Genomic DNA, 15,299 nt, shown 5'->3' on the forward strand with positions numbered 1-15,299 from the left:
AAAGGGGTTCTCTAGCATGGACGCGCCCGCTCGGCTGCGCCTCTCCCCGACCCCCCATTCTCCTCGGGATCCGGGGCGCTCGACAGTAAACGCCCGGCGGGCCGTTTCCCCTCCCGAGGCGGCACCGACATGTCCCACCCGCGAACCGTGGTCCCGGCGCCACGGCCGTGCGCCGGGTTCACCCCTCGATCGCGCCCTCGCACGTGCATAATCCCGGCGCTTCGGCCGTCAGGGGGATGGCACGTCCGTTGCTCATTTTCGAGATGCCCGGCCCCATCGCGGTCCGGAGCCCACGCTGGAGGACCTTCCGATGAGACGCCTCGCCCTTCTGCTCGCCGCCTCCGCCCTGGTCGCCGGCTGCACCGTGTCCACCGACAACGGCGGCTACTCCTGCGTGGACGCCGACCGGACCATGACCATCGAGTGGCCGAGCTTCCTGCTCGCCAACGGCGCGCAGACCGGCTGCCGCGACGCCGGCGTCGCGTACGTCGACATCTACATGAACGACCAGCGCGTGCAGGGGCCCGTGTCCGGCGGCTGGAACTGCAGCGACGGCGGCGCGACCATCACCTACGTGCCGGCCGGGACGCACCTGGTCACGGTGGAGGGGATCGCGTCGGACGGCTCGACCATCCTGCTCCGCGACGAGCGGAACGTGACCCCGTACGACTGCGGCGACACGCGGGTGGGCGTGCAGCCGGCCGAGGGCACGTTCGACCTCGCGTACTCCTTCACGCCCACCAACGTCTGCACCGCCGGCTCGTACATGTTCTTCTCGGTCTACGACGCCATCGCCGGGGTGGTCGCCGCCCAGGTGGACGAGACCAGCCCGAACCCGGCCCTGTACGCGTGCGGCGATCCGAACGGGATCGTGTTCACCCTCCCGGCCGGCGCGTTCACGCTCACCCGCACCGAGGAGGCGGTGTTCTCGGGCGGCGCGTGGGTGCCGACGGCGGCGAACTGCAGCGCGACCAACTTCAACGTGACCCCGGCCGCGATCTCGACGCTCTCGGTCGCGCTGGCGGACAGCGCCTCCTACTGCCCGGCCCGCACCGCGGCCCCGCCGCCGGCCCGCCGCGCGCCGAAGGGCCCCGCCACCACGCTGCCGTAGCCCCACGCCGATCCGAGCCGCCTCGAGCGCGGGCCCTGGCGACGGGGCCCGCGCTCCGTCGTCCGGGGGCCGGCACGGCGGGCGAGCGCGCGGGGGGCGACCGGAGTAGACTCCGCGCCGTGTCACGCATCGGCATCTTCGACTCCGGCGTCGGCGGGCTCACCGTCCAGCGCGCCATCCTCGCAGCGCTCCCCTCCGCGGACACCGTCTACCTCGGCGACACGGCCCGCGTGCCGTACGGCACCAAGTCCGCCGAGACGGTGACCCAGTACTCGCTCCGCAACGCGCGGGTGCTGGCGCGCCGCGAGATCGACCTGCTCGTCGTCGCCTGCAACACCGCCTCCGCGGTGGCGCTGCCGGCGCTCCGCGCCGAGTTGCCCGTCCCGGTGCTGGGCGTGGTGGAGCCCGGCGCCCGCGTCGCGGCGAAGGCCTCCCGGACCGGCCGCATCGGCGTGATCGGCACGCAGGGGACCGTGGCGAGCGGCGCCTACCAGGCGGCGATCCTGCGCGAGCGCCCCGGCGCGGAGGTGGTGGCCCGGGCGTGCCCGCTGTTCGTCCCGCTCGCGGAGGAGGGGTGGACGGATCCGGACGACGAGGTGGTGCGCGGGGTGGTCCGCCGGTACCTCGACCCGCTGCGCGACGCCGCCATCGACACGCTGGTGCTGGGCTGCACGCACTACCCGCTGCTCCGCGAGGCGATCGCCCGCGCGCTTCCCGAGGTGCGGCTGGTCGACAGCGCCGACGCGATCGCCGAGGAGGTCCGCGCGCGGATCCCGGCGGTGGCCGGCCGGAGCGGCGTGCACCGGTTCCTCGTGACCGACGTGCCCGAGCGCTTCCTCGGCGTGGCGGGCCGGTTCCTCGGACGCACCGTGGAGTCGGCCGAGCACGTGGACGTGTGAGCGTCGGGCGCGGCTAGCCCACCGCAGCGTCAGGGGATTTCGACCGGGGCGCGCTTGATGGCAGGGGGGCGCCGGCGGTACAGTCCCGCCTCGCGATGGGTGCCGACGCCAGCAAGAAGATGGTTGTGGGCTTCAACCACAACATCAAGCACAAGGGGAAGATGTACCACATCCAGACCGAGGACTCGGGCCTGGACAACCCCCACATCATCACGCACCTGTTCGTGGGCGGGAACATCCTCGCCTCGAAGAAGACCTCCTACGCCGACATCGTCGCCGCCGAGAACCTGGCACAGGTGGTGCGCGAGCTGATGGAGGAGCAGCACAAGGAGATGCTGCGCAACCTCATCAACGGCGTGTACGACGACATCGACGCCGCGAGCGCGCAGCAGGCGCAGGCGTTCCAGCCCGGGCAGATCGAGGCCGACGGCCGTACGGTCCGGCTCCAGCCCGGCATGACGATGCCCGCGCCGCGCGGCGCCCAACTCCCGCCGGAGGTGCTCGCCGCGCGCCAGCAGCCCGCGCCGGCGCTCCGCAACGACGGCGCCGAGACGCTGTTCGGCGAGGACCTGATCAGCGAGCGCAGCCTCGACGAGGTGATCCTCTCGTACCTCGCCGAGGATCTCGGCGAGCGGAAGTGACGTCGCGTCCGGCACTCCCCACGCCGGCCCGGGAGCGTCCGTGATCCAGCTGTTCCACGTCACCAAGGAGTACCCGGGCGACGGGCCCGCGCTCCAGGACGTGACGCTCGAGCTGGACAAGGGCGAGTTCGTGTTCCTCACCGGACCGTCGGGCGCGGGCAAGTCCACCCTGCTGAAGCTGGTGTTCTGCGACGAGGCGCCCACCAGCGGGCAGCTCCTGCTGTTCGGCAAGAACGTGGCGAAGATCGGCGCGCGCGCGGTGCCCTACCTGCGCCGCAACATCGGGGTGGTGTTCCAGGACTTCAAGCTCCTGCCGCAGCGGACGGTGGCCGAGAACGTGGCCCTGCCGCTGGAGGTGCAGGCCATGCCGGACAAGGAGATCCGGCGGCGGGTGAAGCAGCTGCTCCGCTCGGTGGGCCTCGAGCACCGGGCCGAGAAGTTCCCGCCGTCGCTCTCGGGCGGCGAGCAGCAGCGGGTCGCGGTCGCGCGCGCGCTCGCGCCGGCCCCGGCGCTGCTGCTGGCGGACGAGCCCACCGGCAACCTCGACCCGGAGCGCACGCTCGAGGTGATGCAGCTGCTCGCCGACGCGAACGCGCGCGGCACGACCGTGCTGGTCGCGACGCACGACCGCTCGCTGCTCGAGCGCTACAAGCGGCGGGTGGTGCTGCTGGAGCGCGGGCGCCTGGTCTCGGACGGCGACTCGATCCGCCGCGCCCCGGGGTCCGGCGCGGGGGCGGGGGGCTGACCGGTGCCGCTCCGCCCCGTCTACTTCACGCGGCGCGCCGTCGAGGCGCTGGTGCGCGGGCCCTACGTGGCGCTGGTGGGGATCGCGACCATCTTCGTGGCGCTGTTCTCGATCGGGCTGCTCGCGGCGGCCCTCGGCGGCGCGGAGCGGCTGCTCGCGGCCTGGGCCGGCGAGGTCCGCATCTCCGCGTACCTGGCGCAGGGCGCCGACCTGGCGGCGGTGCGCGAGGCGGCGGCGGCGGTCGCGCCCGGTCGCGCCGTCACGGCCGTCACCGGGGCCGAGGCGCTGCGCGGGCTCGCCGCCGAGCTGGGCGAGCAGGGCCGGGTGCTGGAGGGCGTGGGCCCGGGCGTGCTGCCGGACGCGGTGGAGGTCTCGGCGCCGGGGATCTCGCTCGCGGAGGCGCGCGGGCTGGCCGGGCGGCTGCGGGCGCTGCCGGGGGTGGCCGAGGTGGACTACGGCACCGCCTGGCTGGAGCGGCTGGAGCGGTTCCTCGGCCGCGCCCGGATCGCGGCGGTGGCGCTGTTCGCGGCGCTCGCGCTCGCCACCGCGGTGCTGGTCTCGAACACGCTGCGGCTGGCGGTGTTCGCGCGCCGCGACGAGATCGAGATCATGAAGCTGGTGGGCGCCACCGACGCGTTCGTGTCGGCGCCGTTCCTGATCGAGGGGGTGCTGCAGGGCCTGCTGGGCGGCGGGCTGGCGGTGGGGGCGCTGCTGGCGCTGCACGCGGCGCTCGTGCCGCGGCTCCGCGCGGCGGTGGACGCGGCGCGCGCGCTCCGCCTCGGCGACGTGCTCCCCCCGGCGCTCCTCCTGGGCCTGCTCGCGGCCGGCGCCGCGGTGGGCCTGCTCGGCAGCGCGCTCTCGGTGGCGCGCACGCTGCGCCGCCTGTGAGGCCGAGCCGTGGTCCCCTCCGCTCCGCTCGGCATCGCCTTGGCGCTCGCGCTCGCCGCCGGCGGCGGCCCCCGCGCGCAGCTCGACGCGCTCGAGGTGCGGCGCCGCGCCGAGGAGGCCGCCGCGCGGATGCTGGCGCAGCAGGAGCGCTCGGTGCTCGACACGCTGGCCGAGTCGGAGGCGGCGCTCGCCGCGGCGGCCGCGGAGGCGCGCCGGGCCGAGGCCGCCCGGGCCGGGGCCGAGGCCGCGCTGTCGCAGGCGCGGGAGGAGGAGGCGGCCGCGCAGGCGCGCATGCAGGCGCGGCTCGCCGAGCTGCGGCCGCGGCTGGCGGCGCGCGAGCGGCTCGGGCGCACCGGGGAGCTGCAGGTCCTGAGCTCCAGCCGGTCGCTCGCGGACCTGGTGAAGCGCCGCTGGCTCATGGAGCGGATCCTCTCGCACGACGTGGCGCTGCTCGCCGAGGCCGACGCGGCGCGCGACGCGCGCGAGCGGGCGCGCGCGGCCCGGCAGCGCGAGGCGGGGCGCCTCGCGGCCCTGGCGAAGGAGGCGGCGGAGCGGCGCGAGGACGCCGCCGCGCTCCGCGAGGAGCGGGAGACGCTGCTCGCGGCCCTGCGCACCGCCCGCGGGTTCCACGAGCGCGCCGCGGCCGAGGCGGTCGTGCAGCAGCGCCGGCTCGCCGAGTTCGTCGCGACGCTGCCGCCGCCGCGCAGCGGCGGTGCGCTGCCCGAGGGCTTCGCCGCGCGCCGGGGCCGGCTGCCGCTGCCGGTCGCCGGCCACGTGACGGTCGGCTTCGGCAAGGTGGTGAACCCGCGCTTCAACACGGTCACCGTGCAGAACGGCCTCGACGTGGACGCGCCGGCGGGCGCGCCGGTCCGTGCGGTCGCGCCGGGGCGCGTGGTCCACGCCGGCTGGTTCAAGGGCTACGGCAACATCGTCATCGTGGACCACGGGGACGGCTACCACACGCTGGTGGCCCACCTCGCCTCGATGCGCACCGCCATGGGCGAGGACGTGCCCGCCGGCGCCGTGCTGGGGACGGTCGGCGACACCGGCTCGCTGAAGGGGCCGTACCTGTACTTCGAGCTGCGCGAGAAGGGGCGTCCGGTGGACCCGCGGCCATGGCTCGCGCCGTGAGGGCACGTGAGACGATCCCGCCCCCCTGGTAGACTCGCCCCGATGATGCGCCGCCTCGCCCTCGTCGCCGCCCTGGCGATCGCGTTCTTCGCCGGCCTGGTCGCGGACCGCTCCGCCTCGGCGGCGCGCCGCGCCGCGTCCCGGCCCTACCGCGCGCTCGACGTGTTCGCCGACGTGCTCGGCCACGTCGAGAGCTCGTACCTCGAGCCGGTGGACGAGCGGGAGCTGGTGTACGGCGCCATCGACGGGATGATGGCGAAGCTCGACGCGCACTCCGCGTTCATGCGGCCGGAGGTGTTCGAGCAGCTCCGCGACGAGACGACCGGCGAGTTCGACGGGCTCGGCCTGGAGGTCGCGCTCGAGGACGGCGTGCTCACCGTGGTGTCGCCCACGGCCGAGTCCCCCGCCGAGCGCGCCGGGCTCCGGCCGGGCGACCGGATCCTGTCCATCGACGGGGCCTCGACGCGCGAGCTGGGGATGTCCGGGGCGATCCGGCGCATGAAGGGCGCGCCCGGGTCCCAGGTGGTGCTGGAGGTCGATCGCGCCGGGTTCACGGCGCCGCAGCGGCTCACGCTGGTGCGCGAGCGGGTCCGCACCCAGAGCGTGGACCTGCGGGTGCTCGACGCCGGGCGCGGGTACCTGTACGTGCGCGTGAAGGCGTTCCAGGAGCGCACCGACCGCGCGCTGGCGAGGGCGCTCGCCGACGGGCGGGCCGCGCTGGGCGGCGAGATCCGCGGGCTGGTGCTCGACCTGCGCAACAACCCGGGCGGCCTGCTCGACCAGGCGGTGCGGGTGGCGGACGCGTTCCTCGCCGAGGGCGTCATCGTCAGCACCGAGGGGCGCGACCGGCGCGAGGTCGAGGTGCAGCGGGCGCGGCCCAAGGGGACCGAGCCGGGCTACCCGATCATCGTCCTGGTGAACCGCGGGACCGCCAGCGCGAGCGAGATCCTGGCCGGCGCGCTCCAGGACAACGGGCGCGCGGTGGTGATGGGCACGCAGACCTACGGCAAGGGCTCCGTGCAGACCATCATCGAGCTGGAGGACGGCTCGGGCCTGAAGCTGACCGTGGCGCGGTACTACACGCCCAGCCACCGCTCCATCCAGGAGCTGGGCATCTCCCCGGACGTGGTGGTCGCCGAGACCGCCCCGGCGGCCCCGGCGCAGCCCGCGCCGGCGGAGCGCGACCTCAAGCGGCACCTCCGCAACGAGGCGGCGCCGGTGCCCGCCTCGGTCCCGGCGCCCGCCATGCCCGAGGACTTCCAGCTCCGGACCGCGCTGGACTACCTGCGCGCGACGGACGTCCTCCGGGGCGGCCCGGGCGCGCGGAGCACCGCGATCGCCCCGAAGCGGCAGTGAGCACGGGGTAGGGAATCCACGGAGCGTGCAGGCTCGGTCCTCCGAGCCCGGCGTGGCAGCGGTGTCGCGGTCCGGGTCGCCCCTGCACGCAGAACGTGCACCCACGCGCGGTTGCACGCCTTTCGCGGGCCGCGCCGCGCGGGGCGGGCGGATGTGGTTTTCCCTTGTCGGTGCGCACCTTTTCATGAATTGACTTCGCGGTACGGAAGGCTATAGTCCGCGCCAATCCTTCCGGAGACGGAGGGGCGACGCCCTGGCCCGCAGATTGCGATTCGCGGCCCTCTCCGGAGGCGCCCACCGGCGCACACACACGTCAAGATGACTTCACTCGAGCTCTCGGTCGTCGTCGGGTACGCACTGCTGCTCTGCATCCTCTCGATCTACGGGTCCCATCGCTACGCGATGGCGTACCTGTACTACCGGCACAAGTACCGGCTCCCCACGCCGAAGGACCGGTTCGAGCAGCTGCCGCGCGTCACCATCCAGCTCCCGATCTTCAACGAGATGTACGTGACGGAGCGGCTCATCGGCGCCATCGCGAAGATCGACTATCCGCGCGAGCTCCTCGAGGTGCAGGTCCTCGACGACTCGACCGACGAGACCCAGGGCATCGCCCGCGCCTGCGTGGATCGCGTCCGGGCCGAGGGGCTCGACATCGTCTACATCCACCGCACCGACCGCAGCGGCTTCAAGGCGGGCGCGCTGGAGAACGGGCTGAAGACCGCCAAGGGCGAGTTCGTGGCGGTGTTCGACGCGGACTTCATCCCGGATCCGCACTTCCTGCGGCGTACCGTGGACTTCTTCACCGACCCGAAGGTCGGCATGGTCCAGGCGCGCTGGGGCCACCTGAACCGCGGCTACTCGCTGCTCACCCAGGTGCAGGCCATCCTGCTCGACGGGCACTTCGTCATCGAGCACACCGCGCGCAACCGCTCCGGCCGCTTCTTCAACTTCAACGGCACCGCGGGGATCTGGCGGCGCGAGGCCATCGCCTCGGGCGGCGGCTGGCAGCACGACACGCTCACCGAGGACCTGGACCTCTCCTACCGCACGCAGATGAAGGGCTGGCAGTTCGTCTACGTGCCGCAGATCGTCACGCCGGCCGAGCTGCCGGTGGAGATGAACGCGTTCAAGAGCCAGCAGCACCGCTGGGCGAAGGGCTCGATCCAGACCGCGCTCAAGGTCCTGCCGCGGCTGCTCGACGCGGATCTGCCGCGCGAGGTGAAGCGCGAGGCGGTGATGCACCTCACCGCGAACCTCGCCTACCTGCTGATGATCCCGCTGGCGATCCTGCTGCCGATCACCGTGGTGGTGCGCGTCTCCCACGGCTGGTACGAGGTGCTGTTCCTCGACATCCCGTTCTTCGCCGCCGCGACCTTCAGCGTGGTGGCGTTCTACGCGGCGAGCCAGCGCGAGCAGGGCCGCACCACCTGGCAGCAGATCAAGTACCTGCCCATGGTGATGGCGATCGGCATCGGCCTGTCGGTGAACCAGGCGCGCGCGGTGGTCGAGGCGCTCATGGGCTACGAGACCGCCTTCACCCGCACGCCCAAGCACGGCGTCGCCTCGGCGGGCGAGTCGGTGACGCGCAAGCGGTACAAGGCGGCGGTCACGTTCCAGCCCATCGTCGAGCTGGCGCTCGCGGCCTACATGACCTACGGCGTGATGTACCTGATCGAGCGCGAGGTCTACTACTCGCTGCCGTTCCTGCTGCTGTTCCAGGTGGGCTTCGGCTACGTCGGCCTGGCCAGCATCTACGAGGGCCTTCGCGGCCGGGTCGGGCGCTGGGTCCGCGTGCTCTCGCCGCAGCCCTCGCCGGAGTAGCGGCCCGCCCGGCGGGTCCGCGAAGCACGACGGGCGCCGCGATCTCGCGGCGCCCGTTCCGTTTCCGGCCCCGTGGCCGGGCCGCGCTAGGCGGGCTCGAGCGGCTTCTCGAATACCGCGACGCCGCGGTCGAGCCGGCCCACCTCGGCGAAGCCGAGCCGCTCCCAGAACGCGCGCGCGCCGGGGTTCTCGTCGCCCACCGACAGGCGCAGCGCGCGGAAGCCGGAGCGCGCCAGCACGTGCTCGAGCGCGGCGGTGGTCTCCTTGCCGTAGCCGAGGCCCTGGCACGCCTCGCGGAACAGCAGCAGGCCCACGTGCGCGGTGCCGGGCTCGGGGTGGTTCAGGTACAGGTCGAGGACCCCGACGGCGGGCCCTCCCGTGTGCGGGACGAGCGCGTAGACGCGGCGCTCCGGATCCGCCTCGGCCTCCGCCAGCAGCCGCTCCGCCGCGTCCGCGCCGGCCGGCCCGCCCTCGGTGCGCACGAAGTAGTCCGGCGCGCCCTGGAAGCAGGACTGGATCTGCGCGGCGTGCGCGCGCGTGGCGGCCACCGCGCGCAGCCGCGGTCCGTCGAGCGGCGCGAGCTCATCGCCCGGGCCCGCGCCCTGGGTTCCGTGCACCGGTGTCATGGGGACCTCCGTCGACGTGGTGCGTCGAGGTGACTGGCATAGCCCGGCGCGGAGCGGCGGGTCAAGGCGCGTCGAGGTCCGGCGCCGCCGGGATCAGCCGGCCACTGCACGGAGCGCGGACGTGTCCTCGAGCGACGCGATCACCTGGTCGGCGCCGCTCGCGGCGAGCTCGGCGGCCGAGTAGCGGCCGGTCGCGACCGCCAGCACCGGGCAACCCACCAGGTGGGCCGCGGCCACGTCGCGGGGCGTGTCCCCCACCACCAGCGCCTCGGCGGGGTCGAGCGTGCGCCCGAGCCGGGCCGACGCCCGCCGCACCGCCGCCGCGACCACGTGCTCCCGCGCCTCGCCGTCGGCCGCGAACCCGCAGATCGCGTCCGGGCCCCAGTCGAACCAGGCGTCGAGGCCGCCGTGGGCGAGCTTCACCCGCGCCCCCGCCGCCACGTTCCCCGTGCAGAGGCCCTGCGGCACGCGCCCGTGCAGCGACCGGAGCGCCGCCTCCACGCCGGGGAGCACCTGGTACCCCGGGTTGCGGATCTCCACCGCGAGGTGCTCGAGGTAGCGCGCGAGCACCCCCTCGCAGGCGTCGTCGCTGTACGGGTGCGCGAGGAGCGCGAGCGCCTCGCGGACGATCAGCCGATCGGTCATGCCGTCGAGCCGCAGGCCGCCCAGCGCGCCATCGATCGGGCCGCAGCGCTCCGCGAGCGCGCGCTCCAGCGCGCGCCGGCCGGCGCCCCCGCACGAGATGAGCGTCCCGTCCACGTCCCACAGGATGACCGCGGCGCGCCTCACTCGAACAGCGCCTCCACGAACTCGCGCGGCGAGAACGGCTTCAGGTCGGCCACCCGCTCGCCCACGCCCACGTAGCGTACCGGGATCCGCAGCTCGTCGCAGATCCCGATGATCACCCCGCCCTTGGCGGTGCCGTCGAGCTTGGTGAGCGCGATGCCGGTCACGCCCAGCGCCTCGTGGAACTGGCGCGCCTGGGCGATCGCGTTCTGGCCGTTGGTGGCGTCGAGCACGAGCAGCACCTCGTGCGGCGCGCCCGCGGCGGCCTTGCCGATCACCCGCTGCACCTTCTTCAGCTCCTCCATGAGCGGCATCTTGGTGTGGAGGCGCCCGGCGGTGTCGCAGAGCACCACGTCCACGCCCTCCTGCGCGCCGCGCTGCACCGCCTCGAAGCAGACCGCGGCCGGGTCCGCGCCCTCCTTGCCGCGGACGACGGGCGCCGAGACGCGCTCGGCCCAGACCTCGAGCTGCTCGCCCGCGGCGGCGCGGAACGTGTCGCCGGCCCCGAGGAGCACCTTGTGCCCCGCGCCCTGCAGCTTCGCGGCGAGCTTGCCCACCGTGGTCGTCTTGCCCGACCCGTTCACGCCCACCACCATCACCACCCACGGGCGCGCCTCGCCCACCGCGAGCGGCGCGGCCGCGCCGCCGGTGCCGGCCAGGTCGAGGATGCGCGCGATCTCCTCGCGCAGCGCCGCCTTCAGCCGCTCGGGATCCGACAGCTCCTTGCGGCGGACCTTCTCGCGGGCGGACTCGAGCAGCCGCGTGGCGGTCTTCACGCCGATGTCCGCCGTGAACAGCACCTCCTCGAGGTCGGCGAGGACCGCGTCGTCCACCACCTTGCCGCCGGCGAACAGCGCGTTCAGCCGCGCCATGAAGCCGCCGCGGGTCTTCTCCAGGCCCGCCGCCAGTGTCTTGCCCGCCTCGGCCTCGGCGCGCCGCCGCGCCTCCTCCTCCGCCCGGCGCCTCGCCTCCTCGGCCTCGCGCGCCTGCCGCTCCGCCTCCTCGCGCGCGCGCCGCGCCTCCTCGGCGCGCTCCTCGACCCGGCGCTCCTTCTCGAGGCGCTCCGCCTCCTTCTTGCGGCGGTACTCCTCCTTGCGGCGCGCCTCCAGCGCCTCGCGATCCTCGGCCGGCGCCGCGGGCCCGGCGGCCGGCGCCGGGGGCGGCGGCGCGACGGGCCGCGGGGCCTCGCGGCCGGCCCGGCGGAGCGCCGCGGCGGCCTCCTCCTCGGTGGCGCCGCGGGCGAGCCGCTCGGTCGGCGGGGCGGCGGGCGGGGCCGCGCGCGGCGGCGCCTCGGGCGCGGCGCGCCGCTTCCGGGCGAGCCGCAGCGCGGCCAGCACCACGAGGAGGAGCACGGCGACGACGATCGCGACGGCGGCGGCGTCGTTCGCGGTGAGTGCGAGCGGGATCACGGCGGGCGGGCTCCGGGCGAGGAAAATGCTGCGGGAGCCCGAGCATATAGGGCCCCCGGCGCGCGGGTGTCAATTCGCGGCGGCGCGCGGCGAAGACGGCCGCGGCGGCGCACGGGACCCGGCGTGCAGGGTGGGGCGGGGCGCCGCCCCGTCCCATCCCGCCCGGACGCCGGCGTGCGCCGCGAGACCGGAGGTGACGCGGATCCCGAGACCGTCGTTCAGGCCGCGGCGGCCTCGCGGGTGCGCTCGGAGAGCCGCACCGAGACCAGCTTGGAGACGCCCGGCTCCTCCATGGTCACCCCGTAGAGCGTGTCCACCATCTCCATGGTCCGCTTGTTGTGGGTGATCAGGATGAACTGCGAGTTCTTCGACATCTCCTTCACCATCTCGTTGTAGCGGCCCACGTTCGCGTCGTCGAGCGGCGCGTCGACCTCGTCGAGCAGGCAGAACGGGGTGGGCTTGATGAGGAAGATGGCGAAGATGAGCGAGACGGCCGTGAGCGCCTTCTCGCCGCCGGAGAGCAGGTTGACGCTCTGGAGCTTCTTCCCGGGCGGCTGCGCGAAGATCTCCACGCCCTGCTCGCCGTCGCCCTCGGCGGCGGTGAGCACCAGGCCGGCGCGCCCGCCCGCGAACAGGCGCGGGAACACCTGCTGGAACTTCTCGTTCACCCGGTCGAACGTCTCCTGGAAGCGCTCGCGGCTGGCGCGGTTGATCTTGACGATGGCCGCCTTGAGGTCGGCGAGCGACCGCTCCAGGTCGGCGCGCTGCTCGCTCATGAACGCGTGCCGGTTCGACAGCTCGTCGTACTCCTCGATGGCGGTCAGGTTGATGGCGCCCATCCGCTCGGCCTGCCCCTTGAGCTCGTCCAGCCGCTCGCGCTCGGCCTCCCCGGGCGGCTTCTCCAGGTGGAAGCGGCCCACCTCCCAGCGCAGCTCGGCCTGGCAGCGCTCCCGGGTCTGCTCCTCGAGGTGCGAGAGCTCCAGCGCGTGCTCGCGCGCGGTCAGCGCCGCCTCGGCGCAGGCCTGCCGCACCGCCTCGGCGCGGCCGCGCAGCTCGCGCGCCTCGGCCTCGCGGCCGCGCGACGCGGCCACCAGCCCCTCGTGCGCCGCGCGCGCGCGCGCCAGCTCCTCGCGCACCGCGGCCAGGTCCTGGCCCAGCCGGCCCAGGTCCACCCGCGTGCCCTCCAGCCGTCCGCGCAGCTCCGCAGCGCGCGCGTTCGCCTCGGAGAGCGCGGCGAACAGCCGCCCGCGCCGCTCGTCCACCTCGCGCCGGGTGTCGTCGATCCGCTTGAGCGCGGAGCCGATGCCCTCGCGACGCTCGGCGTCCGCGGCGGCCTTCACCTTCAGGTTCATCAGCTCGGCGGAGAGCACGTCGCCGCGGGCGCGGGTGTGCTCGAGCGCCGCCACCGCCTCGCGGGCCCGCTCCTCGGCGCGTCCCTGCTCGGCCTCGGCGGTCGCCGCCGCGACCCGGTGCTCCTCCTCCTCGCGCACCAGCCCGGCCACCCCGTCCTCGAGCTGCTTCCGCTCGGCCTCGAGCTGGCCGGTGCGGTCGGCCACGCGCTCCAGCTCCGAGCCCACGCGGGCGAGGTCCTTCTCCTCCTCGACGAGCGCCAGCTCCTTCTCGCGCCCGTCCTTGTCGAGCGACTTCAGCGCCGCCTCGAGCTGGAGCAGCCGCGCCTGCAGGGTCCGGTGCCGCTCCTGCGCCAGCGAGAACTCCGCCTCGAAGCCGCGGACCGTCTCCTCCAGCTCCTGCACCTCGCGCCGCCGCTGCAGCGCGCCGTGGCCCTCGCCCTCGAGCGGCCCGCCGGTGACGACGCCGTAGGGGTCGAGCACCTCGCCGTCGAGCGTGACCAGCGTCCGCTTCACCGCGCTCTGCTGCCAGATCTCCAGCGCGGAGGGCAGGTCGCGCACGATGATCGCGTCGCCGAGGAGGAAGCGGGCCACCTTCTCGTACGAGGGGTCGAACGTCACCACGTCCAGGCAGACCGCCACGAAGCCGGGCTGCGCCCGGTCGGCCTCGGTGGGATCGCTCGCGCCCGCCTCGCGCAGGCGCGCCATCGGGATGAGCGAGGCGCGCCCCTCGGCCGCGGTCTTCAGGTAGTCGATGGCCTCGACGCCCTGGGAGTGGCTCTCGACGATGACGTACTGGAGCCGCTCGCCCAGCACCGCCTCGATGGCGTTCTCGTACTCCTCCGGCGCGGACACCACGTCCGCCACCAGCCCGAAGATGCCGTGGTCGCGCGGCTCGTCCTGGCCGGCCCGGGTCATCAGGCTCCGCACGCCGCGGCCGTAGCCCTCGTAGTTGCGGACGATCTCGAGGAGGCTCTGCAGGCGGGAGCGCTTCTCGGCCAGCTCCTCGCGCAGCGTGATGAGCTTCGCCTCGTTCTGGATGAACTCGGCGCGGGTGCGCTCGAGCAGCTCCTCCTGCGCGCCCCGCTGCTCGTCCAGGCGGAGCTTCAGCTGGCGGGTGTGGCCCAGCTTCTCCACGTGGCGCGCGCGCGCCTCGTCGAGCTGGCCGGCGCGCTTCGCCAGGTCGTCGGCCTCGGCGCGGTTGCGCTCGATGCGGCCGCGCAGGTCGAGCCGCTGGCGCTCGATCTGCGCGAGCTGGCTGCGGTGCGAGGTGGCCTCGGAGAGCGCGGCGGCGGCGGCGGCCCGGGAGCGGTCGGCCTCGGCCTGCAGCGCGCCCTGCTCGCGGCCGGCGTCGCGCAGCGCGGCCTCGGCCTCGCCCAGGCGGCCCTCGTCGGTGGTGACGAGGGACTGCAGGTCGTCGCGCTGCCGGAGCAGCGTCTCGCGCTCGGCGGCGAGCGCCTCGGCCTGGTCCTTCAGCGCCTCCACCTCGGCCGCCTGCGCGCGGGTGCGCTCCGCGATCTGGTCGAGCTCGCGCGCCGCCGCCTCCACCGAGACCTCGGAGACGCGCGCGGCGCTCTCCAGCGCGTGCTCGCGGGTGCCCAGGTCGGCGACCCGCGCCTCGCTCTCGCCGCCGAGGGCGCGGTCCTGCTCGAGCGCGCCGTCCAGCTCGGCGAGGCGGGCCGACAGCTCGGCCTCCTCGGCCTTCAGCGCGGCCTGCCGCTCCTCGGCGGCGCGGCGGGTGGCGGTCAGCTCCAGGTAGCGGGCCGCGGCGGTGCGCAGCTCGAGCTCGCGGATCTGCCCGCGCAGCGCCTTGTACTTCTCCGCCTTGCGCGCCTGCCGGTTGAGCGACTCGAGCTGCTTGCCCAGCTCCTGGACGATGTCGGCGACGCGCAGCAGGTTCTGCTGCGTGGCCTCCATCTTCCGCTCGGCCGCCTCGCGGCGCTTCTTGTACTTCGTGATGCCGGCCGCCTCCTCGATGATGGCGCGCCGGTCCTCGGGGCGGGCGGAGACGATCTGGCCGATGCGGCCCTGCTCGATGATCGAGTAGGCGGTGCGGCCCACGCCCGAGCCGAAGAAGATGTCGTTCACGTCCAGCAGCCGGGCCTGGACGCCGTTCACCAGGTACTCGGACTCGCCGGTGCGGAACAGCCGGCGGCCGACGGTGATCTCCCCGAAGCCCTGGTACTGCGGCGGCAGCTCGCTGGGCCGGTCGTTGACGAAGGTGAGCATCACCTCCGCCATGGAGAGCGGGGGCTTCGACTCCGACCCGTTGAAGATCACGTCCTCCATGGACCGGCCGCGGAGGTGGCGCGCCGACTGCTCGCCGAGGACCCACCGGATCGAGTCGGCCACGTTGGACTTGCCGCAGCCGTTCGGGCCCACCACGCCGGTCACCCCGTCGTCGAAGGCGATGACGGTCTTGTCCATGAAGGACTTGAACCCGACGATGTCGAGGCGACGGATGCGCATGGCGAAACGCGATATCACGACCCCATGGGCGAGTTCAAGCGAAGCCCTTGATCAATGGGGGGTTT

12 protein-coding genes are annotated in these 15,299 nt (G+C 74.5%); 8 read left to right on the top strand and 4 right to left on the bottom strand.

Annotation, left to right across the window (positions count from 1 at the left end):
• Window positions 1-310 precede the first annotated feature (310 nt).
• From ANAEK_RS03470 to ANAEK_RS03505, 8 genes are all read left to right on the top strand, one after another.
• Window positions 311-1,111, top strand: coding sequence for a hypothetical protein (locus ANAEK_RS03470; protein ID WP_012524765.1), 801 nt, complete (start codon window positions 311-313; stop codon window positions 1,109-1,111).
• A 119-nt stretch (window positions 1,112-1,230) separates the two neighbouring features.
• Entirely contained in the window at window positions 1,231-2,010 is a 780-nt protein-coding gene (murI, locus tag ANAEK_RS03475; RefSeq protein WP_012524766.1) for a glutamate racemase, read from the top strand.
• 95 nt (window positions 2,011-2,105) lie between these two features.
• Window positions 2,106-2,651 (top strand): hypothetical protein, encoded by a 546-nt coding sequence (locus ANAEK_RS03480; protein WP_011419724.1) that lies wholly within the window; start codon window positions 2,106-2,108, stop codon window positions 2,649-2,651.
• A 40-nt stretch (window positions 2,652-2,691) separates the two neighbouring features.
• A complete protein-coding gene (gene ftsE, locus ANAEK_RS03485) occupies window positions 2,692-3,396 on the top strand; it encodes a cell division ATP-binding protein FtsE (RefSeq protein WP_012524767.1) in 705 nt (234 codons plus the stop codon).
• Window positions 3,397-3,399: 3 nt separating this feature from the next.
• On the top strand, window positions 3,400-4,284 hold the full coding sequence (locus ANAEK_RS03490) for an ABC transporter permease (protein WP_012524768.1): 885 nt from the start codon (window positions 3,400-3,402) through the stop codon (window positions 4,282-4,284).
• A gap of 9 nt (window positions 4,285-4,293) precedes the next feature.
• Complete coding sequence (locus tag ANAEK_RS03495) at window positions 4,294-5,415, top strand: murein hydrolase activator EnvC (RefSeq protein WP_012524769.1); 1,122 nt, start codon at window positions 4,294-4,296, stop codon at window positions 5,413-5,415.
• Window positions 5,416-5,457: 42 nt separating this feature from the next.
• Window positions 5,458-6,771 carry a S41 family peptidase gene (locus tag ANAEK_RS03500; protein WP_012524770.1) on the top strand — a complete coding sequence of 438 codons (1,314 nt, stop codon included), beginning with the start codon at window positions 5,458-5,460 and terminating at the stop codon, window positions 6,769-6,771.
• Window positions 6,772-7,089: 318 nt separating this feature from the next.
• Window positions 7,090-8,595, top strand: coding sequence for a cellulose synthase family protein (locus tag ANAEK_RS03505; RefSeq protein ID WP_012524771.1), 1,506 nt, complete (start codon window positions 7,090-7,092; stop codon window positions 8,593-8,595).
• Window positions 8,596-8,681: 86 nt separating this feature from the next.
• On the opposite strand, the gene ANAEK_RS03510 is transcribed toward ANAEK_RS03505, so the two are convergent.
• The 4 genes from ANAEK_RS03510 to smc form a co-directional block, all read right to left on the bottom strand.
• Entirely contained in the window at window positions 8,682-9,221 is a 540-nt protein-coding gene (locus ANAEK_RS03510) for a GNAT family N-acetyltransferase (protein WP_012524772.1), read from the bottom strand.
• 93 nt (window positions 9,222-9,314) lie between these two features.
• Window positions 9,315-10,010, bottom strand: coding sequence for an HAD family hydrolase (locus ANAEK_RS03515; RefSeq protein ID WP_012524773.1), 696 nt, complete (start codon window positions 10,008-10,010; stop codon window positions 9,315-9,317).
• A complete protein-coding gene (gene ftsY / locus ANAEK_RS03520) occupies window positions 10,007-11,416 on the bottom strand; it encodes a signal recognition particle-docking protein FtsY (RefSeq protein WP_012524774.1) in 1,410 nt (469 codons plus the stop codon). Before ftsY ends, ANAEK_RS03515 begins: the two co-directional genes overlap by 4 nt.
• A gap of 218 nt (window positions 11,417-11,634) precedes the next feature.
• Complete coding sequence (gene smc / locus ANAEK_RS03525; RefSeq protein WP_012524775.1) at window positions 11,635-15,234, bottom strand: chromosome segregation protein SMC; 3,600 nt, start codon at window positions 15,232-15,234, stop codon at window positions 11,635-11,637.
• Between the last annotated feature and the right edge of the window lie 65 nt (window positions 15,235-15,299).

This window comes from Anaeromyxobacter sp. K, from assembly GCF_000020805.1.
GTDB lineage: Bacteria > Myxococcota > Myxococcia > Myxococcales > Anaeromyxobacteraceae > Anaeromyxobacter > Anaeromyxobacter dehalogenans.